The organism is Maribacter sp. 6B07, assembly GCF_002700155.1.
GTDB lineage: Bacteria > Bacteroidota > Bacteroidia > Flavobacteriales > Flavobacteriaceae > Maribacter > Maribacter dokdonensis.
Genome location: NZ_PDUT01000003.1, coordinates 1 through 25,301 on the forward strand (window position 1 = coordinate 1; position 25,301 = coordinate 25,301).

General features: G+C 38.9%; 19 protein-coding genes and 1 pseudogene. 9 read left to right on the forward strand and 11 right to left on the reverse strand.

Annotated features, from left to right (window positions below; genetic code table 11):
* The 3 genes and pseudogenes from CSC80_RS12645 to CSC80_RS12655 all read left to right on the forward strand — a co-directional run.
* Positions 1-344, forward strand: a pseudogene (locus CSC80_RS12645) (NADH:ubiquinone reductase (Na(+)-transporting) subunit F); the annotation flags it as partial.
* A 73-nt stretch (positions 345-417) separates the two neighbouring features.
* Entirely contained in the window at positions 418-780 is a 363-nt protein-coding gene (locus CSC80_RS12650) for a hypothetical protein (protein ID WP_058106063.1), read from the forward strand.
* Complete coding sequence (locus CSC80_RS12655; protein ID WP_099192337.1) at positions 777-1,790, forward strand: FAD:protein FMN transferase; 1,014 nt, start codon at positions 777-779, stop codon at positions 1,788-1,790. Before CSC80_RS12650 ends, CSC80_RS12655 begins: the two co-directional genes overlap by 4 nt.
* Here CSC80_RS12655 and CSC80_RS12660 read toward each other — a convergent pair whose 3' ends face one another.
* From CSC80_RS12660 to gpmI, 3 genes are read right to left on the reverse strand one after another with little or no spacing between them, the layout of a single operon-like run.
* Complete coding sequence (locus CSC80_RS12660) at positions 1,791-2,555, reverse strand: class I SAM-dependent methyltransferase (protein ID WP_099192339.1); 765 nt, start codon at positions 2,553-2,555, stop codon at positions 1,791-1,793.
* A 9-nt stretch (positions 2,556-2,564) separates the two neighbouring features.
* Positions 2,565-3,389: a type I methionyl aminopeptidase gene (gene map, locus CSC80_RS12665; RefSeq protein ID WP_091602217.1), complete on the reverse strand. Its 825-nt coding sequence runs from the start codon at positions 3,387-3,389 to the stop codon at positions 2,565-2,567.
* Positions 3,390-3,415: 26 nt separating this feature from the next.
* Positions 3,416-4,933 carry a 2,3-bisphosphoglycerate-independent phosphoglycerate mutase gene (gene gpmI, locus CSC80_RS12670; RefSeq protein WP_091602219.1) on the reverse strand — a complete coding sequence of 506 codons (1,518 nt, stop codon included), beginning with the start codon at positions 4,931-4,933 and terminating at the stop codon, positions 3,416-3,418.
* A gap of 224 nt (positions 4,934-5,157) precedes the next feature.
* Between gpmI and CSC80_RS12675 the strand changes: the two genes are divergently transcribed.
* On the forward strand, positions 5,158-5,550 hold the full coding sequence (locus CSC80_RS12675; RefSeq protein WP_071342490.1) for an ankyrin repeat domain-containing protein: 393 nt from the start codon (positions 5,158-5,160) through the stop codon (positions 5,548-5,550).
* A gap of 171 nt (positions 5,551-5,721) precedes the next feature.
* Positions 5,722-6,108 (forward strand): ankyrin repeat domain-containing protein, encoded by a 387-nt coding sequence (locus CSC80_RS12680; RefSeq protein ID WP_091602222.1) that lies wholly within the window; start codon positions 5,722-5,724, stop codon positions 6,106-6,108.
* Positions 6,109-6,217: 109 nt separating this feature from the next.
* On the opposite strand, the gene CSC80_RS19505 is transcribed toward CSC80_RS12680, so the two are convergent.
* From CSC80_RS19505 to CSC80_RS12715, 8 genes are all read right to left on the reverse strand, one after another.
* On the reverse strand, positions 6,218-6,385 hold the full coding sequence (locus tag CSC80_RS19505) for a DUF6747 family protein (protein WP_172822512.1): 168 nt from the start codon (positions 6,383-6,385) through the stop codon (positions 6,218-6,220).
* A gap of 136 nt (positions 6,386-6,521) precedes the next feature.
* Positions 6,522-7,292 carry a M48 family metalloprotease gene (locus tag CSC80_RS12685; RefSeq protein WP_074669812.1) on the reverse strand — a complete coding sequence of 257 codons (771 nt, stop codon included), beginning with the start codon at positions 7,290-7,292 and terminating at the stop codon, positions 6,522-6,524.
* 39 nt (positions 7,293-7,331) lie between these two features.
* Entirely contained in the window at positions 7,332-8,066 is a 735-nt protein-coding gene (locus tag CSC80_RS12690; protein ID WP_071340116.1) for a M15 family metallopeptidase, read from the reverse strand.
* A gap of 129 nt (positions 8,067-8,195) precedes the next feature.
* Complete coding sequence (locus tag CSC80_RS12695) at positions 8,196-9,377, reverse strand: gliding motility-associated C-terminal domain-containing protein (protein WP_099192590.1); 1,182 nt, start codon at positions 9,375-9,377, stop codon at positions 8,196-8,198.
* 4 nt (positions 9,378-9,381) lie between these two features.
* On the reverse strand, positions 9,382-10,035 hold the full coding sequence (locus CSC80_RS12700; RefSeq protein WP_091602225.1) for a hypothetical protein: 654 nt from the start codon (positions 10,033-10,035) through the stop codon (positions 9,382-9,384).
* Between the two features lie 2 nt (positions 10,036-10,037).
* Complete coding sequence (locus tag CSC80_RS12705) at positions 10,038-15,896, reverse strand: hypothetical protein (protein WP_099192341.1); 5,859 nt, start codon at positions 15,894-15,896, stop codon at positions 10,038-10,040.
* Between the two features lie 235 nt (positions 15,897-16,131).
* Positions 16,132-17,295, reverse strand: coding sequence for a gliding motility-associated C-terminal domain-containing protein (locus CSC80_RS12710; RefSeq protein ID WP_099192343.1), 1,164 nt, complete (start codon positions 17,293-17,295; stop codon positions 16,132-16,134).
* On the reverse strand, positions 17,295-20,513 hold the full coding sequence (locus CSC80_RS12715; RefSeq protein ID WP_099192345.1) for a hypothetical protein: 3,219 nt from the start codon (positions 20,511-20,513) through the stop codon (positions 17,295-17,297). Before CSC80_RS12715 ends, CSC80_RS12710 begins: the two co-directional genes overlap by 1 nt.
* A gap of 280 nt (positions 20,514-20,793) precedes the next feature.
* Between CSC80_RS12715 and CSC80_RS12720 the strand changes: the two genes are divergently transcribed.
* The 4 genes from CSC80_RS12720 to CSC80_RS12735 are packed head-to-tail and all read left to right on the forward strand — an operon-like array spanning position 20,794 to position 25,230.
* The gene (locus CSC80_RS12720) at positions 20,794-21,537 is read left to right on the forward strand and encodes a hypothetical protein (protein WP_099192347.1); all 744 of its coding nucleotides are present in this window, start codon (positions 20,794-20,796) and stop codon (positions 21,535-21,537) included.
* A complete protein-coding gene (locus CSC80_RS12725; RefSeq protein WP_180268620.1) occupies positions 21,527-22,300 on the forward strand; it encodes a hypothetical protein in 774 nt (257 codons plus the stop codon). Before CSC80_RS12720 ends, CSC80_RS12725 begins: the two co-directional genes overlap by 11 nt.
* A gap of 52 nt (positions 22,301-22,352) precedes the next feature.
* Positions 22,353-22,859 carry a DUF6702 family protein gene (locus CSC80_RS12730; protein ID WP_099192350.1) on the forward strand — a complete coding sequence of 169 codons (507 nt, stop codon included), beginning with the start codon at positions 22,353-22,355 and terminating at the stop codon, positions 22,857-22,859.
* A 58-nt stretch (positions 22,860-22,917) separates the two neighbouring features.
* Complete coding sequence (locus tag CSC80_RS12735; protein ID WP_071340108.1) at positions 22,918-25,230, forward strand: M1 family metallopeptidase; 2,313 nt, start codon at positions 22,918-22,920, stop codon at positions 25,228-25,230.
* Positions 25,231-25,301: the final 71 nt, after the last annotated feature.

The window sequence follows — 25,301 nt, forward strand, 5'->3', positions numbered from 1 at the left end:
AGTAACTTACTGGTACGGTGGTCGTTCTAAAGAGAACTTTTCTACTTGATCATTTCTATAAGTTGGAAGAAGAGTTTCCAAATTTCAAATTCTACTTGGCATTATCAGAACCATTAGAAGAAGATAATTGGAAAGTAAAAGAGAATATAGATGCACCTGGTGATGGTTTCGTAGGTTTCATACACAATTGTGTAATTGATAACTACCTAAGTCTTCATGAGTCTCCAGAAGATATTGAACTTTATTTCTGTGGACCACCGTTAATGAACAAAGCTGTTCAGAAAATGGGTGAAGATTTCGGAATTCCAGATGAACATATACGTTTTGATGACTTTGGAGGATAAGTTATAAGTTGTTGAAATAGAATGAATTAACCGGTATGTAATGTATCGGTTTTTTTTATAATTTTATTTAGATATGCACGTATTAACAGAACAGGAGCTTCACAATTTGGCAATGAATATTGTTGGGAAGCAGTTAGAGGAAGCAGGGTTTGAGTTTTTAGCGGTCAATAGTGAATTGCGTAAGAATCCGCAATTTGTTTGTACCAAGGATAAGAAGATGCGTTTTATTGTGGTTAAGGCAATTGAATATCCAGGTGATCCCAAGGATTTAGATTTTTTTATGTCCGATTTAAAGAAAATGAAAGAACACGCCCTTAAGTTTGAGGCAACTACATTTTATGCAGGTGTGGGGTTGGTGAATGCAGCTGACCATAATTTACCGGTGTATTTAGATGAGGAGTATATTGTTGATTATGATGGTTTGGTAGAAATATGAAAAAGTACTTTTTAATAATTGGTTTGCTTGCTGTTGGTCTTCAATCGTGTAAATTCGGCAGTGATAATTTTGTACGTAATGATAATGTTGGTGGAGCCTTAGGTACTTCATATAGTATTATATCCTTTACGGAGAATAAATCTGACTTACAACCAGAAATTGATTCGGTATTTGCGGTCATTAACCAATCGTTATCTACATATATTCCAGAGTCGGATATATCAAGGGTCAATAATGGTGATAGCACTGTGGTTGTAGATGCTATGTTCAAGGAGGTTTTACAGCTGTCACAAACCATTCATAAGGAAACAAATGGCTTCTTTGATCCTACTGTTGGTACATTGGTGAATGCTTGGGGTTTTGGACCTGAGCAAAAAATAACTATGGATAGTTTAAAAGTGGATAGTCTTTTAAATTATGTTGGTCTTGACAAGGTTTCTTTAAATCAGAATAATCATATTATAAAGACCGATAGTCGCATCTATTTAGATTTTAATTCAATTGCCAAAGGTTATGCTATAGACAGGTTGGCTGCCATGTTAAATGCTAAGGGAATTCAAAACTACTTAATAGAGGTGGGTGGTGAACTTGTAGCGAAAGGTAAAAACGTGCTTAAGAATAAATCTTGGGTAGTAGGTATTGATGACCCTGAAATGGATATAAGCAGGGCTACCAGAATTTTAATCAATTTAAACGACAAGGCATTGGCTTCGTCAGGAAATTACCGTAAATACAGGGTAGATGAGGCAACTGGTAAAAAATATGTTCATACCGTAAATCCTAAAACCGGTTACACGCAATTATCCAATACACTAGGCGTAACCATTTTAGCTGATAATTGTGCTACGGCAGACGGTTATGCTACCGCTTTCATGGCAATGGACCTAGATGAGGCGTTTAAGGTAATCAGTGAGAATAAAAGTTTAGAGGCTTATATCGTATATATAGATGAGCATGGTGATACTCAGGAATATATGACACAAGGATTTAAATCGTTAGTAGTGGAATAATTATTTCCTTACTAATGGAATGATTTCACCAGGAGCTAGTCGGTATCTATCTATTTCTTCTTGGCTCAAAAGTTTTGTGAAATCTATTTCTTCGACCGTGAAACCAATAGTTCTCAATTTATTGAAATAGTCTCTACCATAAATTCGAACATGGTCATATTGACCAAAAATCTTTGCACGTTCTACTTTGTCCGTTATAGAATCGTCTTCAAAGGTGTTTTCCCTATTTAAGTCTTGTGGTATTTGAAAAATGCCCCAACCGCCTGGTTTTAAAATTCTATATAATTCAGACATCGCTTTGGTGTCATCTGGTATGTGTTCTAATACATGATTGCATAAAATCACATCGAACTTGTTGTCTTCAAAAGGCAAGTTGCATATATCTGCTTTAACGTCCGCTAAGGGAGAATTTAGGTCTGTAGTTACGTAATTAAGGTTCTTTAATTTTCTAAATCTTTTATAGAAAGCTTGTTCTGGTGCAAAATGTAATACGTGTAAACGGGCTGTAAAAAAGTCCGTTTCCTTTTTCAGAAACATCCATAGCAATCTATGTCTTTCCAAAGATAGGGTAGAGGGTGAAAGCACATTTTCCCTTGGGTTTTCATATCCATATGGTAGAAAACTTCTAAAGGTGTTGCCATCAATTGGATCTTCATAGGTGTTGCCCCGGTAATAAGCCTTAAAAAATGGTTTTACCAAATAGCTAAGTGAAATTAATACCGGTCTAGGAACAAGGTTGAGAAAAAATTTAAAAATTTTTTTCATGCTTGTTGACTAGCTTTTTACGATGGAAGAAGTAAACTCATCTTCTTCATCACTTTCAATACCCAAGGCTTCATAAATGTATTTAAAAGTGGATAATAGCTCTGGTTTTCCATTCACAATAGCAACATCATGCTCAAAATGGGCGCTAGGTTGACCATCTGCGGTAAGTATCGTCCATCCGTCTTTAAGTTGTTTAATATTTTTAGTCCCCATATTGGTCATAGGCTCTATAGCTACCGTCATACCTTCAAGAAACTTTTTACCTCTTCCGCGTCTACCATAATTTGGCATTTCAGGACCTTCGTGCATTTTTCTTCCCAAACCATGACCAACCAATTCACGTACCACTCCGTAGCCATGGTCTTCCGTAAATTTTTGAATAGCATAACCTACATCACCAACACGGTTACCTACTTTAAATTCACGTATGCCAACATAAAGTGATTTTTTAGTGACCTCAAGAAGTTTTTTTACCTCAGGGCTAACTTCGCCTACTTCAAAAGTGTATGCATGGTCACCGTAAAATTCGTTTTTTAAAGCACCGCAATCTATTGAGATGATATCACCTTCTTTCAATGGTGTATTATTTGGAATACCATGTACCACTTGTGCATTAGGGCTCATACATAAAGAGTTTGGAAAATCATATAAACCTAAAAAGCCAGGTACTGCACCATGATCGCGAATAAAAGTTTCTGCCATAGCATCTAACTGAAGAGTCGTAACTCCCGGTTTAACTTCTGCAGCGATCATTCCCAAGGTCTTGGAAACGATCAAGGCGCTTTCTCGCATTAATTCAATCTCTTCAGCTGTTTTTATTTTAATCGTGCTCATGATGTGCTAATGGGTTGGTTTTGTAATTATACCAAAGAATTTTGGGTCATAAATTTTGATTGTTCAACGCCCATTAATTTTAATATCGTTGGTGCAATATCACCTAGTACACCATCTTTGATTTGATGAATATCCTTGTCCACCAAAATTAATGGTACAGGGTTGGTGGTATGTGCCGTGTTAGGTGAGCCATCTTCGTTGATCATGGTCTCACAGTTACCGTGGTCAGCAATTACGATTACGGAGAAATCTTTTTCTATAGCTGCGGTAATAACGTCTTTTGCGCATTCGTCAACAGTTTCACATGCCTTGATCGCGGCATTCATGTCACCGGTATGACCAACCATATCTGGGTTCGCAAAGTTCAAGCAAATAAAATCTACATCTCCTTTTTTGATTTCAGGGATGATTTTATCCCTAATCTCGAATGCACTCATTTCTGGTTGCAGATCGTATGTAGCCACTTTTGGTGACGGACATAATATACGCGATTCTCCTTCAAAAGGAACTTCTCTACCGCCATTGAAAAAGAAAGTAACGTGTGGATACTTTTCGGTTTCGGCAATTCTTATTTGTTTTTTACCCGCATTGGATAAAACCTCACCTAGCGTTTCTACAATATTGTCCTTATTGTAAACAACATGAACATTGTTGTAAGATTCATCATAATTGGTAAGGGTAACATAGTAAAGATCAAGTTTGTGCATATTCTGTTCATGCATATCTACTTGACTTAGTACTTGGGTCAATTCTCTACCACGGTCAGTTCTAAAGTTGAAGAAGATAACCACATCCCCTTCCTTTACAGAAGCAATAGGAGTACCGTCCGTATTGGTCATTACGATAGGTTTAATAAACTCATCAGTAATATCGGCATCATAGCTTTTTTGGATTGTTTTACCGATATCGGTAGATTTTTCACCTTCGGCATTTACAATTACATCGTAAGCTTCTTTAACGCGTTCCCATCTTTTGTCGCGGTCCATGGCGTAATATCTACCAATAACCGTTGCCAATTTTGTGTTTTTATCAGAACCGTATGCTACAATGTCTTCTAGAAAGCCTTTTCCACTTTTTGGGTCAACGTCTCTACCATCGGTAAATGCATGTAAATACATATTGTTTACACCAGATTCTTTTCCAGCAGCTATTAAACCCTTAATATGGTTTGTATGGCTGTGTACACCACCATCGCTTAACAAGCCTAAAAAATGAACATCTTTATTGTTTTTCTTCGCGTAGTCAAAAGCACTTTTTAAGACCGGTTCTGAACTTAAGGTATTTTCGTTGACCGCCTTATTTATTTTGGCAAGATCTTGATAAACTATTCTACCGGCACCTAAGTTCATATGACCTACTTCGCTATTTCCCATTTGACCTTCTGGCAAACCAACATTCATTCCGTCGGTCAACAAATTGGAATTAGCATATTTGGTATATAAACTATCTATAAAAGGAGTATTGGCTTTATCTACTGCAGATACTTCTGGATCTGGAGACTTGCCCCAGCCATCTAATATCATTAAGATTACTTTTTTGTTCATCTTTATTAGGTTTTAAGGCTACAAAAATACTATGATCTATTAAGTTAAGCTACTACATTACCTACCTTTTTTGTAAAGCTGGAGTAACACAACAAATTTGTATTCTGTGTTAAGATTTGTTTGTTAAAGTTTAGTTATAACAATGTTAAAGGCTGAAACAATTTATGTAGACAAGCGTCTTTTAAATGTACGCTATTGTACTTCATCAATTAAAATCAATCATCATGAAAAAAGTAATTCTAACATTATCCATGGTTGCACTTACCATGGGGTCAACAATTTTGGCTGCAGACAAAACTAGCAACGCTACAGATTCTAACACAACACTTGTAAAAAGGGTAAACATCAGTTCATTTTGTAAAGCGGTAATTAAGGGGGATTTAGAAACGGTTAAGCGTTTAATTGACCTTGGTGAAGATGTAAATCAAAAATCTCTAGGTATGACACCGGCCATGTTTGCTGCCCGTTATAATAAGGTGGATGTTTTAGAAATTCTCATTGATAATGGGGCGGATCTAAATCTAAAAAGTAACCAAGGCTATACCGCGAAACGTTATGCGGAATTATCAAATGCAACCGATGCTCTTGAACTTATTGAAATTGCAGCTGGCAGTTAATTATTTCAATTATTGTTGTAGTTGAAAAAGCTTAAAGAACAAGAATGTCAATTTGATACGGTGTAAGTGTTAAATATATATTATTTAATTCTTAAATTTAAGAATATCTTAATGATTTATATGTAAATTTATAATATTGATAATTTTAACACTAAATAAAATATAAATATTATGAAAAAAGTAATTACATTTTTATTCTGTATAGGGGTGTTCTCGATAGCTAATGCCAATGTAACCGGTATTGAAAATTCTAATACATATACTATTGAATCTATTACCGTAAATGATGAAATTAGTTCATTATGTAAGGCGGTAATTAAGGGAGATGTGGATAAGGTTAGAAGTTTAATAGCAACGGGGGCGGAGCTTAACGAAAAATCTTTAGGACTAACACCGGCGATGTATGCTGCACGTTACAATAAGGCAGAGGTATTAAAAGTTTTATTGTTGAACGGCGCAAATTTAAACATCAAGAGTGATCAAGGCTACACTGCTAAAGACTATGCCAAGCAATCTAATGCTAAAGATGTATTAGAAGTTATAAAGCAAGATTCTTAAGAAATTAGAAAATTAAATTTGAAAAGGCCCATTGAAATTTCAATGGGCCTTTTTTTAATTAATACAAAATTCTACTCCAAATAGTGTTCAGGTAAAAGAGTAAAACGCGTTAAAAATCAAATCCGTTTACGGCTCTAACAACGAAGGCATACATTGCCATAAATATCATTAGGGCGCAAAACACCGAGTAGACTTTTAAAAATGTAACCAATATTTCTGGTTTACAGTTTTCAAATGCCTGCACGTACAAGTTTTTGAAATGTGTAATTGTTCCCATTATAGTGTTCTTCTATGATTAAATCATAGCTATAAAGGCAATAGATAAATGGTAAAATAAGCTTGGGACTTACCCAAAGTTACAAAAATATTGGTAGCGTATAGCGAGCACTAGATGAAGTGTAAAAAAAATCGGATTAACCTTGATTTTTATACTTTGCTATAGCTTCTTTTATTTTTTCTATTCTATTTTCTGGATCAGGGTGGGTACTTTGAAATTCAGGAGTACGGTTGGGTCCGCCCGCTGCTTTTAAAATTTCCATAACCGTGATCATTTCATAAGGGTCATATCCAGATTGAATCATAAAAAGAACGCCAAGTTCATCACTTTCCAATTCATCGCCCCTCCCATTTTTTAATAAAGTACTTTGACCTATGCTGCCAACAATACTTCCCATGTCTCCGGCACCAACGGTTGCACCCATGGTCGCTGTTTGCCATGTTTGGCTATCAGCTATTCTTTCAGCGGAATGTCTACCTATTACATGACCTATTTCATGACCTAGTACACCGGCCAATTGAGCTTCGTTCAATTGTGAGAATAAAGCGTAGGTAATAAAACATTGTCCGCCTGGCAATGCAAAAGCATTAATGGTCTGGTCATCTGCCAATAAGTGAAAGTCATATTCATATGGCGTTTCCCTAGCGATACTATTTTGAACTAATTTGTTGCCTACCGATGATACAAAAGACTGTAAACGTTGGTCTGGGTAGAGTCCGCCATGTTGTTGAGCCATCTCTGGGGCACTTTGTAATCCTATGGCAATTTCTTGATCAGGGGTCATTGTAATATGCTGTGATCGGCCTGTATAAGGGTTCTCTTCTGTATTGCTGCATTTCTGTATAAAAGCGAAGGCAACAATGGCCAAACCAATGAATATTCTAATTTTCCAACTTCCTCTTCTCATGGTAATGTGTTATAGTACAGGCTCTAATGTACAAAATGCTTATAATAGCTTCCTATTGATATCTAAAATATTATTTTGAATGTAAGACTTTAAAAAGTTCATTGTGAAATGCTCTGCACCATAATAGTCTTCTCTTATTATAATTGAGGCAACATTCTTGCTTCTAAATTGCTCAAGCATAGGTATTGATAATGGAGCATAACTATAGTGCCATGGTTCATACTTAAAACCTCTTCTTTTGGGTTCATTGGTGTAAACTAAATAAAAACCATAAGTTTCAGAGTTTTCATCCATCCATTTCTTAAAATCAACATAGGGTCCGTCACCTTCGTACTTATGTGGTACCAATACATCGCCATCTACTTTTCTGTAACCGTCCACAACATCTATATCAGTACCCCAATGATGTCTACTTGTACCGGGTATAGTAGAATATTCAATGATTTTATCAATAGCATCGGTAGGGTTCATGCCATCATCATCTGTATATTTTAAAAATTTACGCTCAAAAATTGCCTCTTGTCTATCGTAGCTTCTATAACTTGATACAATTTTTAAATCAATACCATCTTTATATGCGGCCTTTTTCATTTCAATAAAAGCATCGTGTGCTTCTTTGCGTAGATTGATACCCTTACCAAAAAGTTCAATATCTTCTTTACCCATAAGCTCTAGAATACCATATTCCTTTTCTTCTTGAATAAATAATGTGGGTGTTAAGGCAAGAGCCAAGGCTGCCGAACTACTTTTATTAATAAACGTTCTTCTTTGCATATCTGAATATTGAGGTTAATGGAGCAAAATATTTGCCAAACTTTATCAAAAGAAAAAAACTAGTGAAAGTGGTCAATTCATTCCATAATAAAGTAAAAATAGTAAATCTTGATCTTAAAAGATGTAAGATTAGTTGTCTTCCCTTGTGGTAAGGTATAAATACCCTTGATGTCTGAGATTTATATCATTTAGGGTAACTATATAAAAATAAATACCCGATGGTAAACCTATATTCTTTGCAATGACACCGTTGACATTGGATATTCCATTGAATTCGTTGTTATAATTCTTCATTGAATATACCATTCTACCGTACCTGTTAAAGATTTGTAAGGTATTATTTGGTGAGCCTTCTATACCTTCTATGACAAGAAAATCATTGATGCCATCACCATTTGGCGTCATATAATAATTGTCCAAAGATATGTTCTCAACAGTTTCCAGAAGATCGGAATTACCACCAATGGTTATGATTTCGTAATCACTTGGTATAAAGTCTTCGGAGGTAATAGAACCGCTATTAAAATCTCCCTCTACATTGGTATTGCCCAAATTGACCCATACTTTGTCTATAATACTCCAACCTACCACTTTTAGGTCTGTAATAAAATCACCATAAAGGCTGGCATTGCTATCTTGGTCCCATGTTAAGGTTACTTTTGATGGAATACTACCTTCTAAATGCCAGAATTCATATTCGCTAACCGATAAAAATTGATTTTCGGTCAAACTGGTATCAAAAGTAGTACCTACAATACTAGGAGTATTAGGGTCTTCAAAATAATAGGCAGCTTTAGTATAATCGTTTGAACTTTCTGAGGAAATGGTCAATGGTCGTAACTTATCGAACTGACCAATGGGGAAGGTGAAGTCGGTTTTATTACTCATAGCCGCATAGCCATCTACCTTTGTGGTATTGCCTTGGCCTATATAAAATGAATCGTTTAGAAAATTAATATTGACTTCTGATGCGGTTCTATTGGTCACAACATCACCTGTAATGAAATTGGCATTGTTTAAGACACCCACGGTATTATCAACATAAAGATCATTATCTACGGCAATCTCAAAATCATAGAAAATAGGATTGGATCCGCCAGATATGGTCAAAGCTTTATCCATGGCATAAAAACCCACTAGACCTTTGTTTTGGTTAAAAGCTCCGTTATTTATTACATCCATGTGAAAACCTACAAGTCCGTCATCATGAATTTGGATATTACCATAATTATGTACGGCATCTTGACCGTAGCTGTATATGGTACAGAGAGCAATGCATATGGAATGTATTAAGGTGTAGGTATTTCTCATAAACTTATCTATGTGCTTCATAAATTACAACAACCCCATCGGCATAATTATCTGTATTCAATGTAAAACCTGTAGAGGTGAATGCGGTAACCGTCGCTGTGGTCAAGCCTAATTTATCACCATTTTGGTTGGCGTATCTTACACCGATACTATGTGAATCTGAAGCATATCTAGAAATATCATTAATAGAGTTTCCGCTACCTCCATTAAAGATAACTTGCTCGGTAATGGAGCCGTTATCATCCCTAGCAAATCCTTTCATGCTACCATAAGCGTTAGGTAGGCCTGTTTCATTGTTTCTGGTACCGTTATCGCTGTCAAGATTAAAATCTTCTACGTTGGCATAAGCAACAAACGATACTGAAGTTGGTTGAAAAGGAATTCCGCTAACCGATAGTGTACCGGATCCGGATATTCTAAAAGTGCCGGTATAGGTAGTTTTCTGCCACATTTGATTCCAAGAAGTGCCATCAAAAACATATACTTGATTAGTATCCGTATTAAAGACCAATGATCCTTTTGCGGCGTCTGTAGTTGCGTTTATATCAGCCGTTGTGGCATTGGTTAACCCAAGCAATAATCCACTTTCCAGTTGGGCATTGGCAATGACACCGGTTAGAAATATGATAGAATATAGGATGTAATTTTTTAATCTCATTTTTATAAATCTAAAACAGTGAACATAAATTCAGAATCAAATCTTGAACGGTCTGTGCCACCGTTGTCATTATCACCTATGATTACCTCAAAACTAGTTGCGGTTTGGTTGGAGTAGGAGATACCAGGGTCGTCGTTACCAGCACCACCTCTTCCAGGTTGTGTTAATTGAATGATATAATCTGCATCAGATACCGCACCCGTAGGTAGTGTAACTCTGTAATAACCAACACTGATTCTAGTTACGGTAACTCCGGCTGTTGCTTTGGTGACCCCACCAGCAGCACTTATTTTTCCAATGGCTTTAATCGGACTCATAGAATTTACCCATTCAGTACCGGTAGCTGTTGAAGTTAATACTTGACCAGCGGTACCAGGCGAATCATTTTCATCTAGAACAGCACCTTCCAATTCTAAAGTTTCGTTTATGATTACTGATGTGTCACTACTGGTTTCTTCGATTTTCATGGCTTCTATACCACCAACAGTAAAGGCAATTTCGTCAGCTGCAGGTCTAAACATACCAGTATTGGTATCATCATTAAATCGGTATGCCGGTTCATTTTCTGTTCCATTGGAATTTAAAATTCCTTGAGAACGAATTGCTCCTGAAACATGAAGCTTGTTTGTTGGGCTTGAAGTTCCTACGCCCAAACTATTACTGCTGGAATTCCAGAATAATTGACCGTTATTTTCGGTTGGAGTACCATCTGCTCCAGCAAAGAAAACAGATCCAGTAGTACCGGTATGAGATAAATCGGATAAAGGAACGTCTAAATCTCCATTAGAATCAGATATTCTTAAGTAGATGGTACCGGCAACATCAACAGTAGAAAAACTAGTGTTGGTTTCATTGGTGGCACTTAAGTCCTCGTCTGCAGTGTTATGTGCAGCAATAGCGGCTGAATTTGATGAAATTGAATTATTCTGAGTTGTTTGCTCCGCTTCCAGATTGTCAATATCTGTTGCGTTAGTTGCTATCGAATTATTCTGCGTAGTCTGTTCTGCTTCTAAGTTATCAATATCAGTTGCATTCGTAGCGATGGAATTATTCTGAGTGGTCTGTTCCGCTTCAAGATTATCAATGTCAGTTGCGTTGGTTGCGATATTGGTATTCTGTGTTGTCTGTTCCGCTTCTAAAGCATCTATATCGGCAGTATTTTGGTCCACATCGGCTCTTAATGCCGTGTCGTCATACGCCAATCCGCTGATGTCCACGGTTTGGTCGCCACCAAGGTCGGTCACGGTAAGGTCCGTTCCGTCGAAGCTGATGCCTGTGTTGTATTCGTTGGAATCGCTCAAATCTCCATCGGCGCTGTTATGGGCAGCAATGGCTGCAGCATTAGTGGAGATATCGGTTGCATTCGTAGCAATGGAATTGTTCTGAGTAGTTTGCTCCGCTTCAAGATTATCAATATCAGTTGCATTGGTTGCGATATTGGTATTCTGTGTTGTCTGTTCCGCTTCTAGGTTATCAATATCTGTAGCGTTTGTAGCGATATTCGTATTCTGTGTTGTTTGTTCGGTTTCCAGAGCATCGATGTCCGCAGTATTTTGGTCCACATCGGTTCTTAATGCCGTGTCGTCATACGCCAATCCGCTGATATCCACGGTTTGATCGCCACCAAGGTCGGTCACGGTAAGGTCCGTTCCGTCGAAACTGATACCTGTGTTGTATTCGTTGGAATCGCTCAAATCTCCATCGGCAGTGTTATGTGCAGCAATGGCTGCTGTGTTAGTGGAGATATCGGTTGCATTGCTTGTTATTGAATTGTTCTGTGTGCTTTGCTCAGCTTCCAGATTATCAATATCCGAAGCATTCGTAGCAATTGAATTATTCTGAGTAGTCTGCTCAGCTTCCAGATTGTCAATATCTGTTGCGTTGGTTGCTATCGAATTGTTTTGAGTCGTTTGCTCGGCTTCTAAGGCATCGATGTCCGCAGTATTTTGGTCCACATCCGCTCTTAATGTCGTATCGTCGTACGCCAATCCACTGATGTCCACGGTTTGGTCGCCACCAAGGTCGGTCACGGTAAGGTCCGTTCCGTCAAAGCTGATACCCGTATTGAATTCGTTGGAATCGCTCAAATCGCCATCGGCACTGTTGTGCGCTGCAATAGCTGTAGCATTAGTGGAGATATCGGTTGCATTGGTTGTTATTGAATTGTTCTGTGTGCTTTGCTCAGCTTCCAGATTGTCAATATCAGTAGTGTTAGTTGCTATCGAATTATTCTGCGTAGTTTGCTCGGTTTCCAACGTATCTATATCGGCAGTATTTTGGTCCACATCGGCTCTTAATGCCGTGTCGTCATACGCCAATCCGCTGATGTCCACGGTTTGGTCGCCACCAAGGTCGGTCACGGTAAGGTCCGTTCCGTCAAAGCTGATACCCGTATTGAATTCGTTGGAATCGCTCAAATCTCCATCGGCAGTGTTATGTGCAGCAATGGCGGCTGTGTTAGTGGAGATATCAGTTGCATTCGTAGCAATGGAGTTGTTCTGTGTTGTCTGTTCCGCTTCCAATGCTTCGATGTCCGTAGCATTCATAGCAATGGAATTGTTCTGAGTAGTCTGTTCTGCTTCCAGATTGTCAATATCTGTTGCGTTAGTTGCTATCGAATTATTCTGAGTAGTTTGCTCCGCTTGTAAGTTATCAATATCAGTTGCATTCGTAGCAATGGAGTTGTTCTGTGTTGTCTGTTCCGCTTCAAGATTATCAATGTCAGTAGCGTTTGTTGCTATCGCATTATTCTGCGTAGTTTGCTCAGCTTCCAGATTGTCAATATCTGTTGCGTTAGTTGCTATTGAATTATTCTGAGTGGTCTGCTCGGCTTCTAAAGCATCGATATCGGCAGTATTTTGGTCCACATCCGCTCTTAATGCCGTGTCGTCATACGCCAATCCGCTGATGTCCACGGTTTGGTCACCACCCAGATCGGTTACGGTAAGGTCCGTTCCGTCAAAGCTGATACCTGTGTTGTATTCGTTAGAATCGCTCAAATCTCCATCAGCAGTATTGTGGGCAGCAATGGTTGCTGTGTTAGTGGAGATATCAGTTGCATTCGTAGCAATGGAGTTGTTCTGTGTTGTCTGTTCCGCTTCAAGATTATCAATGTCAGTAGCGTTTGTTGCTATCGCATTATTCTGCGTAGTCTGTTCCGCTTCCAATGCATCGATGTCCGAAGCATTCGTTGTTATTGAATTATTCTGAGTGGTCTGCTCGGTTTCCAAAGCATCGATGTCCGCAGTATTTTGGTCCACATCCGCTCTTAATGTCGTATCGTCGTACGCCAATCCACTGATGTCCACGGTTTGATCGCCACCAAGGTCGGTCACGGTAAGGTCCGTTCCGTCGAAGCTGATGCCTGTGTTATATTCGTTGGAATCGCTCAAATCTCCATCGGCAGTGTTATGTGCAGCAATGGCTGCTGTGTTAGTGGAGATATCGGTTGCATTGGTTGCGATATTGGTATTCTGCGTAGTTTGCTCCGCTTCCAATGCATCAATGTCCGTTGCGTTCGTAGCAATGGAATTATTCTGCGTAGTCTGTTCCGCTTCAAGATTATCAATGTCAGTTGCGTTGGTTGCGATATTGGTATTCTGTGTTGTCTGTTCCGCTTCTAAAGCATCTATATCGGCAGTATTTTGGTCCACATCGGCTCTTAATGCCGTGTCGTCATACGCCAATCCGCTGATGTCCACGGTTTGGTCACCACCAAGGTCGGTCACGGTAAGGTCCGTTCCGTCGAAGCTGATGCCTGTGTTATATTCGTTGGAATCGCTCAGATCTCCATCGGCAGTGTTATGTACAGCAATGGCTGCAGCGTTAGTGGAGATGTCGGTAGCATTCGTAGCAATGGAATTATCCTGCGTAGTCTGTTCTGCTTCTAAATTATCGATGTCCGTAGCATTCGTAGCAATGGAATTATTCTGCGTAGTCTGCTCCGCTTCTAGATTGTCAATATCAGTTGCATTAGTTGCTATCGCATTATTCTGAGTCGTCTGTTCCGCTTCAAGATTATCTATATCGGCAGTATTTTGGTCCACATCGGCTCTTAATGCCGTGTCGTCATACGCCAATCCGCTGATGTCCACGGTTTGGTCACCACCAAGGTCGGTCACGGTAAGGTCCGTTCCGTCGAAGCTGATGCCTGTGTTATATTCGTTGGAATCGCTCAAATCTCCATCGGCAGTATTGTGGGCAGAAATGGCTGCAGCGTTAGTAGCGATATTGTTATTCTGTGTTGTTTGCTCTGCTTCTAAGTTATCAATATCAGTTGCATTTGTTGCAATGGAATTGTTTTGAGTCGTTTGTTCTGCTTCCAAAACATCTATATCGGCAGTATTTTGGTCCACATCGGCTCTTAATGCCGTGTCGTCATAAGCCAATCCACTGATGTCCACGGTTTGGTCACCACCAAGGTCGGTCACGGTAAGGTCTGTTCCGTCGAAACTGATACCGGTGTTATATTCATTGGAATCGCTCAAATCACCATCGGCACTGTTGTGCGCTGCAATGGCTGCAGTATTAGTGGAGATATCCGAGGTATTTGTTGCAATGGAATTGTTCTGTGTTGTTTGCTCGGTTTCCAAAGCATCTATATCTGCAGTGTTTTGGTCCACATCCGCTCTTAATGCCGTGTCGTCATATGCCAATCCGCTGATGTCCACGGTTTGGTCACCGCCAAGGTCGGTTACGGTAAGGTCCGTTCCGTCGAAGCTGATGCCTGTGTTGAATTCATTGGAATCGCTCAAATCTCCATCGGCAGTGTTATGTGCAGCAATAGCTGCTGTGTTAGTAGAGATATCGGCTGCATTTGTTGCAATGGAATTGTTCTGAGTAGTTTGCTCCGCTTCCAATGCATCGATGTCCGTAGCATTCGTAGCAATGGAATTATTTTGAGTAGTCTGTTCCCCTTCTAGGTTATCAATATCTGTTGCGTTTGTAGCGATATTCGTATTCTGAGTGGTTTGCTCTGTTTCCAAAGCATCTATGTCCGCAGTATTTTGGTCCACATCCGCTCTTAATGCCGTGTCGTCATATGCCAATCCGCTGATGTCCGTACTTACATCGCCACCGGCATCCGATACCGTTAAATTTGTTCCGTCAAAAGTGATGGCTGTATTGAAGTCATCTGTAGCATCTATATCTAAGTTTGCAGGTAGGTCGCTTAAATCATTAAAGCTTCCGGAGAAGTCATCAGCAGCATTTTGATCAAATGCCGATAAATTTACTACAGTTGCATTGGGGTCGTTAGATAAAGTAAGTACGCCCGATGTATAATTCAAGGTCTGTATTTCATTTTGGGCATCTGCATCTGCATCGTCCACATTGATTGCAATGGCATTGCCATTATCAATACTAATATTACCTGGGGTATTATCGGTTTGTAAATTTTGGTTGTCGGTTACAGCTATTGAAATAACGGTTTCTATTCCGTTTTCATTGGTGTACGTGTATGTACCGTCACCATTATCAATAAGTGTAGATATGGTTTGTGCCGCTCCGTTAAAAGTAATCGTATTACCGTTGCCATCATCTAGGGTTATGGTGCCGTCACCATTATCTGTAAAAGAAAAATCGTTGGTATTAATGCCGTCACAAAGGTTTGTCCATACTGTTCCGTTGAAATAATGAACACATTGGGTGTCGGTATTGTACACTACTGCACCGTTCAAAGGGGTAATAGCCTGCATTTGTGCGGTGGAAAGTCTGGTAAGCACAAAAGCTTTGTCCGTACTCTCTAATTCTACAATAGAAGCTGAATGAATAGTGTTAGGGTTCTGACCTATTTTTACTTGTGCCGTGGCACAGAAAGAAATAAATGAGAAGAATAAAAGAAATTTAATTTTTGAAGACATTTACAATGTGGGGAATATGTTAACATCTGTAAAAATAAAGGGGGTTTTGTAAGAAAAATAGAATATGTTGTGTACTTAGGCAAATATGTTGGGAATGTAGACAAGTGTTTCATTTCAACCTAGTAATCTGCGCTTTATCTAATGGTTGTGGGGTGTAGCGGTTATTTTAAAATAATAAAAAGTAGGAAAAATCGCATTAAAATAAAGATTGTCTCCTGTTCTTTTACTATATATTTTATCGTGTTAAATACAAGAAGCCTTGGTAATTTAAATCCTCATCTGGAATGTGGATAGTGTAAAAATATACACCGGTAGGTAAACCCTCTTCTGCACCAAAAGGTACATTGTCCAAATTGGAAAAACCTACAAACTCATTGGTATAATTCGTTTTTTCAAATACTTTGAGTCCGTAACGATCATAAATTTGAACAAAATTACTGTTGAATTCCTCTAGCTCTTCAATATAGAAGGTGTCGTTAACCCCATCGCCGTTTACCGATACAAAGAAGTTATCAATAAAAAGGACATCTTTTGCAAGAGGTTCATACGGTTCTTTTGATGTGCCAAAGGTAATAATCTCGAATTCATCTGGCAGAATTGATCTTGTGGTTATGAAGCCTTCGGTAATTGTGCCAACAGGGGCACTTCTAGATAAATTTACCCATTGCTGTTGTGCCTTGCTCCATCCCACAGGTATGATCAAAGAAACATCATTTGTTAGTCTAGATAGATTACTACGTAGGTTCCAGCTTAAAGAAACCGTTGAGGGTACCGTGCCTTCTAATTGCCAAAATTCGGCTGTACTAACCAATTCGACATCAAAAGCCTTGGTAGCGGTATTGTAGGTGTTTGCCAAGGAAAAAGGATTGTTGGCATCTTCATAGAAGTAAGCACTTTTAGCGAAAAGGTTAACACTTTCAGATATTAGAATTAGAGGCCTTAAATACTCGTTGTCCCCGATAGGAAAGCCAAATTCTTGCTGATTGGTGATAGCCGCATAGCCTTCAATTTTGCTAAAGTCATTTTCACCGTTGTAAAAAGAATTATCTACAAAATTATAGAAAATATTAGGTTGTGATAGGTTAGTAAGAATGTTACCAAAAATAAAATTGGTATTACTAATATTGTCCACACCTAAATCTAACTGCATATCATTTTCCAATGCGAGCTCCATATCATAGAATTGTGGTGTTACCGTTCCTGAAACGATAATGCGTTCTGAACCATAAAAACCAGCCAGCCCAAGGTTGTTGTCCATGGGAGATTCATTAATGAAATTGGTATGGAAACCAATACTGCCACCGTTATGAATGCGCAAATTGCCATTATTATATAGGGCAGATTGTGCAGAAACAATTGCCGTGCATAAAAAGAAAAATAAGAAGGCTATGTTTTTCATTAGTCGTTCTGCTTTTCTAATAACATGGTTTTGATCTCTTCCATTTGGGTTTTTAAAGCCTCTAATTCTGAACTCATGTTAGTATTGACTTTTTGGAGCTCTTTAATTTTCTTTTCTTGTTCAATAGTGTGAAGGAATAATTCTTCTATTTTTTCAAGGTTGACTCTAGAGGATTCGCTCACATTCCAAAACCCTTGTTCTTTTACTGCTTGTGCAGATTGAATACCAGGTAGGTGATTGTTTTCTTTAACAAAAGCTTCTATTTCAGCTAAATCATTAAACTCATAGCTAGGGTTTAGAATGGAATTGCCCAAGAAGTATTTTTGAAAAACGTAGTCGGGAATACCATCAGTTATTGCTCCGGATGCAGTTATTGCCCCTTCCGCTCTTATATCACCATCAACATGAAGTTTTGAGGTTGGTGCAATACCAATACCTACATCGCCTGCGGCATTTATTCTCATTGCTTCTACACCACTAGTGGAAAATCCTAATTGATCCGCGGCTATACGATACATTCCTATGTTGGTATCGCTATTAAATCTATAAGCAGGTTCATTTGCTGTTCCGTTTGAGTTTAGTGCTCCTTCAGATCTTATAGCGCCTGCAACATGTAGTTTGTTTGAAGGGGTGATTGTTCCAATACCAATTGATCCTAACCCTGTAAAATATAAATCATTGCCAGCTAGTCCTACAGTTCTATCGGCATCTAAATCCAAATTTGCGTTTGTAATATTTTGACCGCTTGTTACAGAAAGGTCGAAATCATTACCGGTTGCACTTGGCGTAACGGTAACCGATCCGTTCGTTGAGGTTATATTTTGAATTTCATTCGTATCGCTTTTATCGCCATCTGCTGTATCGGACGCGGCAATAGCTGTAGCTACTTCGGTATCAAGTGCGAAGGTTGCCAAGGAAACGTCTTGGTTGTTTCCCCCCTCGATACCAATGGTAAGGACATCTCCCGTAAGAATGGACCCATCGATGTTCTGGTCGTCAGAACTTCCTGGGACGGCAAGGTCGAAATCATTGCCGGTTGCACTTGGCGTAACGGTAACCGATCCGTTCGTTGAGGTTATATTTTGAATTTCATTCGTGTCGCTTTTATCGCCATCTGCTGTATCGGATGCGGCAATGGCGGTAGCCACTTCGGTATCAAGTGCGAAGGTTGTCAAGGAAACGTCTTGGTTATTTCCTCCTTCGATACCAATGGTAAGGACATCTCCCGTAAGAATGGACCCATCGATGTTCTGGTCGTCAGAACTTCCTGGGACGGCGAGGTCGAAATCATTGCCGGTTGCACTTGGTGTAACGGTAACCGATCCGTTCGTTGAGGTTATGTTCTGTATTTCATTAGTATCGCTTTTGTCGCCATCTGCTGTATCGGATGCGGCAATGGCGGTGGCCACTTCGGTATCAAGTGCGAAGGTTGCCAAGGACACGTCTTGGTTGTTTCCCCCCTCGATACCAATGGTAAGGACATCTCCCGTAAGAATGGACCCATCGATGTTCTGCTCGTCAGTATCAACAAATCCGGCACCAGCCAATTCATCAATAGCTGCCTGTGTATTAGTTGCTGTTAATCCAGAAGTTGTATTGTCATAATCTACCTGACTAGCATTTTGATCATCCGTATCAACAAATCCGGCACCGGCCAGTTCATCTATAGCCGCTTGAGTGGTTAAGGCGGTTAATCCGGAAGTTGTATTGTCATAATCTACCTGACTTGCATTTTGATCATCCGTATCAACAAATCCGGCACCAGCCAGTTCATCAATAGCTGCTTGTGTGCTAGTTGCTGTTAATCCTGAGGCTGCATTGTCATAGGGTACTTCGCTTGCATTTTGATCGTCATCTCCGCCACCTCCACCTGGTGGAAAATTCGCCCATTCAACAACACCTGCAGTAGTTGTAATCAAAACTTGATCTTCGGTCAATATTCCTGGTGCGGGTTCAATCATAATAGGCGTAACCGCTTCATCTTCAATAGTAAATTCACCTATATTGTTCATGGTAACATCTCCCCCTACGGCAACAGGTGTAGGTTCGCTTGCTGCATTACCTACAAAAATAAATCCGTCATCTAAACTAAGATTTCCTTCGGGAATATCTACAAATCCGCCATCGGTCAAAGAAATACGGTTTCCTACTATAGACAATTGTTGTTCATCTGTATCCACGGTGCCCGGTGGAAGGTCAACAAAACCACCGTCAGTTAGTGAAATACGATTTCCTGCAATAGATAATTGTTGCTCGTCCGTATTATCTAAATACTTATTTAAATTAACATTGTTTCCTCCTGAAATCGCTAAGGTATTTCCCGTAAGCGTAAGAGTTTGATTATCCGTGTTTACGGTTCCAGCAGGTAAATCTATAAACCCACCATTAGTAAGGGTAATTCTCCTGTTATTAATACTGATCTGTTGTAAATAAGTTGATAAATCTACCGTATTAGGGTCATTCTCTATGCTAAGAATATTTCCTGTAAGATCTAACTGCTGATCATCTGATCCTACCAAAGCTTCTAAACTAATGGTAGAAACACCTGGTGTAGTTGATCTGGAAATAGTTAAGGTATTGTCCAATTTATCAAAGGTCAGGTCAAAAAGATCGTTGGTGTCTTCCCATTGTACAATGCCATTTTCATCTGTAGTCAACACCTGATCGGCTATAGTGTTGGCCATATCTTCTGGGGCAATGCTACCATCCCTAATTTCTACGGAACCTACCGCATTTTGTCTAAGCTCGCTGGATCCTACGGATTCCGCAGCCAGTTTGTCCTGTGTTATAGAATTGTCCTGTATATCATCTGGACCAATGCCTCCATCAATAATATTATCGCCCAAAATGCTGTTTTTGGCAACTTCTAAGTTGTACCCTGCCGCAGATTCCGTAATCTCTATGGTACTTCTGCCATTGATGATGGGGTCATTGGTTATGGTAAAGTTCACGGCATCACAAAGGTTTACCCACTGGGTGCCATCATAGTAATTAACACATTCCGTATCGGTATTGTAGACCAAACCACCACGTTGTGGGGTAATGGCTTCCATTTCTAATGTTGTAACGCGGGTAATGACCAATACCTTAGAAGAACTTTCTAGCTCTAGAACAGATGAAGCATCTATATTTTGGGGGTTGTCTCCTATTTTAATTTGTCCGAATACGGGGGGCAGTGTCAAAAAAATAAAGAAAATAAATAAAATTATTGCTTTCATACTTAGTGTCTTATGACGAGAAAATAACGATAAACAAAAATAGAATTATCTTGGTAATACCTTTTATTTATAAGTTGAAATAATGTGCTATTGGGTTAAAGTACATGTATGGTCGTTGTACGGTATGGTTTTACATGAAGATAAGGACCTATTGCTTTCTTGGAAGATAAGAAATTAACAAAAGTTTATTGACAGGATTTTTTTTATAATAGTTACAAATCTTTTCTTTATCTTTTGAATACCCTATGGGTAGGGTATCATCCCTTTTAATACACACTAAATGACCAGAAAATTACTTTTTTTATTTGTATTGTTTATCACATTATCGGGCTTTGCACAAGATGATGCTAGAGTACTTTTAAGAGGTTCGGTAATCTACATGAGCATTGGAGTTCCCAATGAAAATGTGATCAACTCAACTTCTGAGCATGCAACCATTACCAATGACCAAGGGCAGTTTAAGATCAATGTGAAAGTGGGTGATCAATTAGTTTTTACGGCAGTAAACTACAATATAAAAGTAGTGACCGTAACCGAGGAAATTTTAGCGAATAACCGTTTGGTGGTAGAGGTAAACGAAAAAGTGACGGAGTTGGACGAAGTGGTCATTACCCCAGAACAGCAAGAACGTTTTTTGAAAATGAGAAACGAAGAATTTAAACAGCACGAGTACGAAATAGATCGAGGGACAGAGGTAGAGAATATTGCCATGTCCGATGTGGATAGAGGTATGCAAGACGGTCTTAATTTTGCCAATATCTTCAGGGCCATTTTTAAATCTCAGGACCAAGCTGCCGAAGAGACTCCATCATTAAAGGTGAGTGAGGTACTAAGACAGGTATATGACGATTCTTTCTTTGTTGTAGACCTGCAGATACCACAAGATAAGATCAATGAGTTTTTGTATTACTGTGATGCTAGAATGCCTGCAAAGTCATTACTTAAAAAGGAAAATGAATTTCAATTGATCGATGCATTGGTGAATCATAGTAAATCGTTTCTTAAAGATTTAAATGAGGAGTAGACTCCTATTCTTTTTTTTGCTTGCTAGTATTTCGGTTTTCTCCCAATTGGGCGAGACAAAGAAATTAGAGGGCAGGGTATATAGTGATGACGGTGACGTTGCCGCCACTCATGTACTTAACTTAACATCGCAACGGGCCACCATTACCGATGAAAACGGATTTTTTACGGTTGCCGTGCAATTGTTGGATACCTTAGAATTTTCGGCCATACAATATAAGAAGAAAATTGTGGTGGTAAATACCGCAATTTTGGAAAGCAAGTTTATCTCTGTAGGTTTGGAAGAAGCGCTTACGGAATTAGATGAGGTTACCGTAACGCCCTATAATCTTAGTGGTAACCTTTTAAAGGATCTACCTACTTTAGAATTGGATCCCATAGTTACCGCATCTACTTTAGGTTTACCAAATGCTTACGTAAAAATACCTACCAAGGCCGAAAGGGAACTTTCTGCGGCTACAGCAAACCCCATAATGAGTTTTGACCCATTGATCAATGCCATTACCGGGCGTACCAAAATGTTGAAGAAGCGGGTAGAGCGCAATAAACTGTATGATAGAACGGAGCGGGTGCGTAAGTTTTATGAAGATAGTGTATACCAAGAACAGTTGTTGATCCCTATTGATAAAATAGATGATTTTCTATATTATTGCGAGGTTGATCCCCGTTTTCAGCAAATTGTAGATAACCATAATGAAATGGAAATTTGGGAATACCTACGACAAAAGAGTATACTGTACAGAAAGAATAATGCTTTGGATTAGGGGTGTTATATTTGGCATGTACTTTGCTCCATAGCATATGAAACCATACATTATGAAAATTTTTAAACCGGTATTGGTATTATTGATACTCCCCCTTTTTGCATTCGTAGGGGCCCACAAATTTTACATTAGTGTTACCAATGTAGACTATTCTGAAAAAGATGAGGCCATACAGATCATTACCCGTGTTTTTATAGATGATATGAATACGGTACTCAAAGAAAGATATGGTTATACTGCAAACCTGGGTACTGCTAAGGAAACGGAAATGGACAAGGATTTTCTTGAAAAATACTTACGCACAAAATTCTTGGTAGAAGTAAACCAAGAAAACGCAACCTATGATTTTATAGGTCATAAGTATGATTCTGATATGGTCATTTGTTATTTAGAAGTACCTAATATTCCGTTATCCAACTTAAAACAAATTGGTATTACAGATGAAGTCCTTACAGATATTTATGATGATCAGCAAAACGTGGTGCATATGAAAGTAAAAGGCACAAAAAAAAGCCATGTTTTGGTGAAATCCCGTCCTAAAGGAATGTTAAATTTGTAACATATATTAAGATATCCCTATAAAAACTTTAATTTTCGGACACTAAAAAAACCAAGTAATGAAAAGAGTAAAGTACGCATTTGCGTCTATTTTATTCCTTTTTACGGCCGTAACGTTTGCTCAAGAAACGATGACCAAAGAAAAGGAACCTGGGCACTACAACCAGAGTAAATTCAAACAATTGTATGAAGAGTTTTCTACTCCTAACACCTACAGATCTGCATCTGGTGCACCTGGTCCTGATTACTACCAGCAGCAGGCAGACTATGTAATGGATATTCGTTTAGATGATAAGAATGCTAAATTATTTGGTGAAGAGACCATTACATATACCAATAATTCTCCAGATGATTTGGAGTATTTATGGGTGCAGTTAGACCAAAATGTACGAGCTAAAGATTCTAAGGCGGCTTTAAAAAATGGTAGCGGTATTTCTTTGGGAGATTCTCCAGAGAAATTTGTAGGTAACTTTATGACCGAACCTTTTGATGGCGGTTTTAATATAGATTACGTTAAGGACGATTCAGGAAAAGCATTGCCTTACACCATTAACTTTACTATGATGCGTGTAGACTTACCTACGCCGTTAAAGAGTGGGGATAAGTATGCTTTTAAGATCAAGTGGAACTATAATATACCGGATCATACGATTAATAGGGCAAGATCAGGTTATGAGTATTTTGCTGAAGACGGTAACAGAGCATATGTAATTGCACAGTTCTTCCCAAGAATGGCCGTTTACAATGATGTTGAAGGATGGCAGAACCACCAGTTTTGGGGTAATGGCGAATTCGCTCTTCCTTTTGGGGATTATGAGGTGAACATTACCGTACCTGCAGATCATATTTTAGATGGTACAGGTGTACTTCAAAATAGAAAAGAAGTATATAGCAAAGAAATGATGGCGCGTTATGAAAAAGCGAAAAAATCATATGACAAGCCTGTGATCATTGTAAGCCAAGCAGAAGCAGAAGCTGCAGAAAAAGGTTTTTCAGATAAAACAAAGACATGGAAGCTAAAAGCGGAGAATGTTCGTGATTTTGGTTTTGCAACTTCAAGAAAGTTTATTTGGGACATGCAAGCGGTAAAATTGGGTAACAGGGACGTAATGGCGGTATCTATGTACCCTAAAGAAGGTAACCCATTATGGGAAGAGTATTCTACAAAAGCTGTAGCACATACTTTGAAATCTTACTCTTCGCATACATTTGACTACCCTTACCCTAAAGCAATTTCGGTACATGCCAAAAGACAAGGTATGGAGTACCCAATGATCTGTTGGAACTACGGTAGACCAAATAAAGATGGAAGCTATTCTGACAGGACTAAATACGGAATGATCAGTGTGATCATTCACGAGGTAGGACATAACTTTTTCCCAATGATCGTAAATTCGGATGAGCGTCAATGGGGATGGATGGATGAAGGTTTAGATACTTTTATGCAGTATATGGCAGAGCAAGAGTTTGGGGAAGCATATCCAGAAGCTATTGCGCCTAATGCAAAATACCCATCAAGAAGAGGGGATCCAGCTAAGATCGTACCTTACATGAGCGGTGATCAAAGTACTATTGCACCAATTATGTCTAACCCTGAAAACGTTTTTCAATTAGGGCCAAACGCCTATGGAAAACCTGCAACAGCCTTGAATATTTTGAGAGAGACCGTAATGGGTCGCGAATTGTTCGATCATGCGTTTAAAACCTATTCTCACCGTTGGAAATTTAAGCACCCAACCCCAGAAGATTTCTTTAGAACAATGGAAGATGCATCTGCCGTTGATCTAGATTGGTACTGGAGAGGATGGTTCTATACTACCGACTATGTGGATATGGCCGTAAAGGATATTAAGAAATACTACGTAAGCGACCAGCCGAACAAGAAGATGAAAGCATACTTGGCAGAGCGCGGTATACCAGAGTCCAATTTACCACCAATGGTATATTTAGAGGAGTATGATGATGCCGGTATGGTATCACCGGAACTAAAGAATAATTTACCATCTGAAACTTCTAAAACGTTGAAGGAATTTATGATGGATAATATGACGGCAGCTGAAAGAGCAGCTATAAAAGAGCCTAAGTATTTTTACGAAGTAACGTACAACAGTCCGGGTGGTTTACCAATGCCTTTAATTGTTGAGTATACATATGCTGATGGTTCTGTAAAAAATGTAACCTATCCGCCAGAAATCTGGAGAAAGAACAGCAAAGAGGTAAGTATGGTGATTTCATCCACATCTGAGCTAAAAGGAATTCAGATAGACCCTAAAATGGAAACTGCCGATATTGATACAACTAACAATAGTTGGCCAAAGAAAGAGCAGGAAAGCGATTTCGATAAAATGAAAGAAGGAATCAAAGGAGAATAATTAACAAAACATTTATTGAAAAAAGCCTCGTATAACTACGGGGCTTTTTTAATTTCGATACTAAACTTGTT

Bases quoted from the DNA above. Each gene is read 5' to 3' on its own strand.
- map (WP_091602217.1), bottom strand. From the start codon at position 3,389: ATGAGCACGATTAAAATAAAAACAGCTGAAGAGATTGAATTAATGCGA.
- CSC80_RS12735 (WP_071340108.1), top strand. From the start codon at position 22,918: ATGAAAAGAGTAAAGTACGCATTTGCGTCTATTTTATTCCTTTTTACG.
- CSC80_RS12695 (WP_099192590.1), bottom strand. From the start codon at position 9,377: ATGAGAAATACCTACACCTTAATACATTCCATATGCATTGCTCTCTGT.
- CSC80_RS12660 (WP_099192339.1), bottom strand. From the start codon at position 2,555: ATGAAAAAAATTTTTAAATTTTTTCTCAACCTTGTTCCTAGACCGGTA.
- gpmI (WP_091602219.1), bottom strand. From the start codon at position 4,933: ATGAACAAAAAAGTAATCTTAATGATATTAGATGGCTGGGGCAAGTCT.
- CSC80_RS12685 (WP_074669812.1), bottom strand. From the start codon at position 7,292: ATGAGAAGAGGAAGTTGGAAAATTAGAATATTCATTGGTTTGGCCATT.
- CSC80_RS12650 (WP_058106063.1), top strand. From the start codon at position 418: ATGCACGTATTAACAGAACAGGAGCTTCACAATTTGGCAATGAATATT.
- CSC80_RS12710 (WP_099192343.1), bottom strand. From the start codon at position 17,295: ATGAAAAACATAGCCTTCTTATTTTTCTTTTTATGCACGGCAATTGTT.
- CSC80_RS12705 (WP_099192341.1), bottom strand. From the start codon at position 15,896: ATGTCTTCAAAAATTAAATTTCTTTTATTCTTCTCATTTATTTCTTTC.
- CSC80_RS12700 (WP_091602225.1), bottom strand. From the start codon at position 10,035: ATGAGATTAAAAAATTACATCCTATATTCTATCATATTTCTAACCGGT.
- CSC80_RS12715 (WP_099192345.1), bottom strand. From the start codon at position 20,513: ATGAAAGCAATAATTTTATTTATTTTCTTTATTTTTTTGACACTGCCC.
- CSC80_RS12730 (WP_099192350.1), top strand. From the start codon at position 22,353: ATGAAAATTTTTAAACCGGTATTGGTATTATTGATACTCCCCCTTTTT.
- CSC80_RS19505 (WP_172822512.1), bottom strand. From the start codon at position 6,385: ATGGGAACAATTACACATTTCAAAAACTTGTACGTGCAGGCATTTGAA.
- CSC80_RS12690 (WP_071340116.1), bottom strand. From the start codon at position 8,066: ATGCAAAGAAGAACGTTTATTAATAAAAGTAGTTCGGCAGCCTTGGCT.
- CSC80_RS12720 (WP_099192347.1), top strand. From the start codon at position 20,794: ATGACCAGAAAATTACTTTTTTTATTTGTATTGTTTATCACATTATCG.
- CSC80_RS12655 (WP_099192337.1), top strand. From the start codon at position 777: ATGAAAAAGTACTTTTTAATAATTGGTTTGCTTGCTGTTGGTCTTCAA.
- CSC80_RS12680 (WP_091602222.1), top strand. From the start codon at position 5,722: ATGAAAAAAGTAATTACATTTTTATTCTGTATAGGGGTGTTCTCGATA.
- CSC80_RS12675 (WP_071342490.1), top strand. From the start codon at position 5,158: ATGAAAAAAGTAATTCTAACATTATCCATGGTTGCACTTACCATGGGG.
- CSC80_RS12725 (WP_180268620.1), top strand. From the start codon at position 21,527: ATGAGGAGTAGACTCCTATTCTTTTTTTTGCTTGCTAGTATTTCGGTT.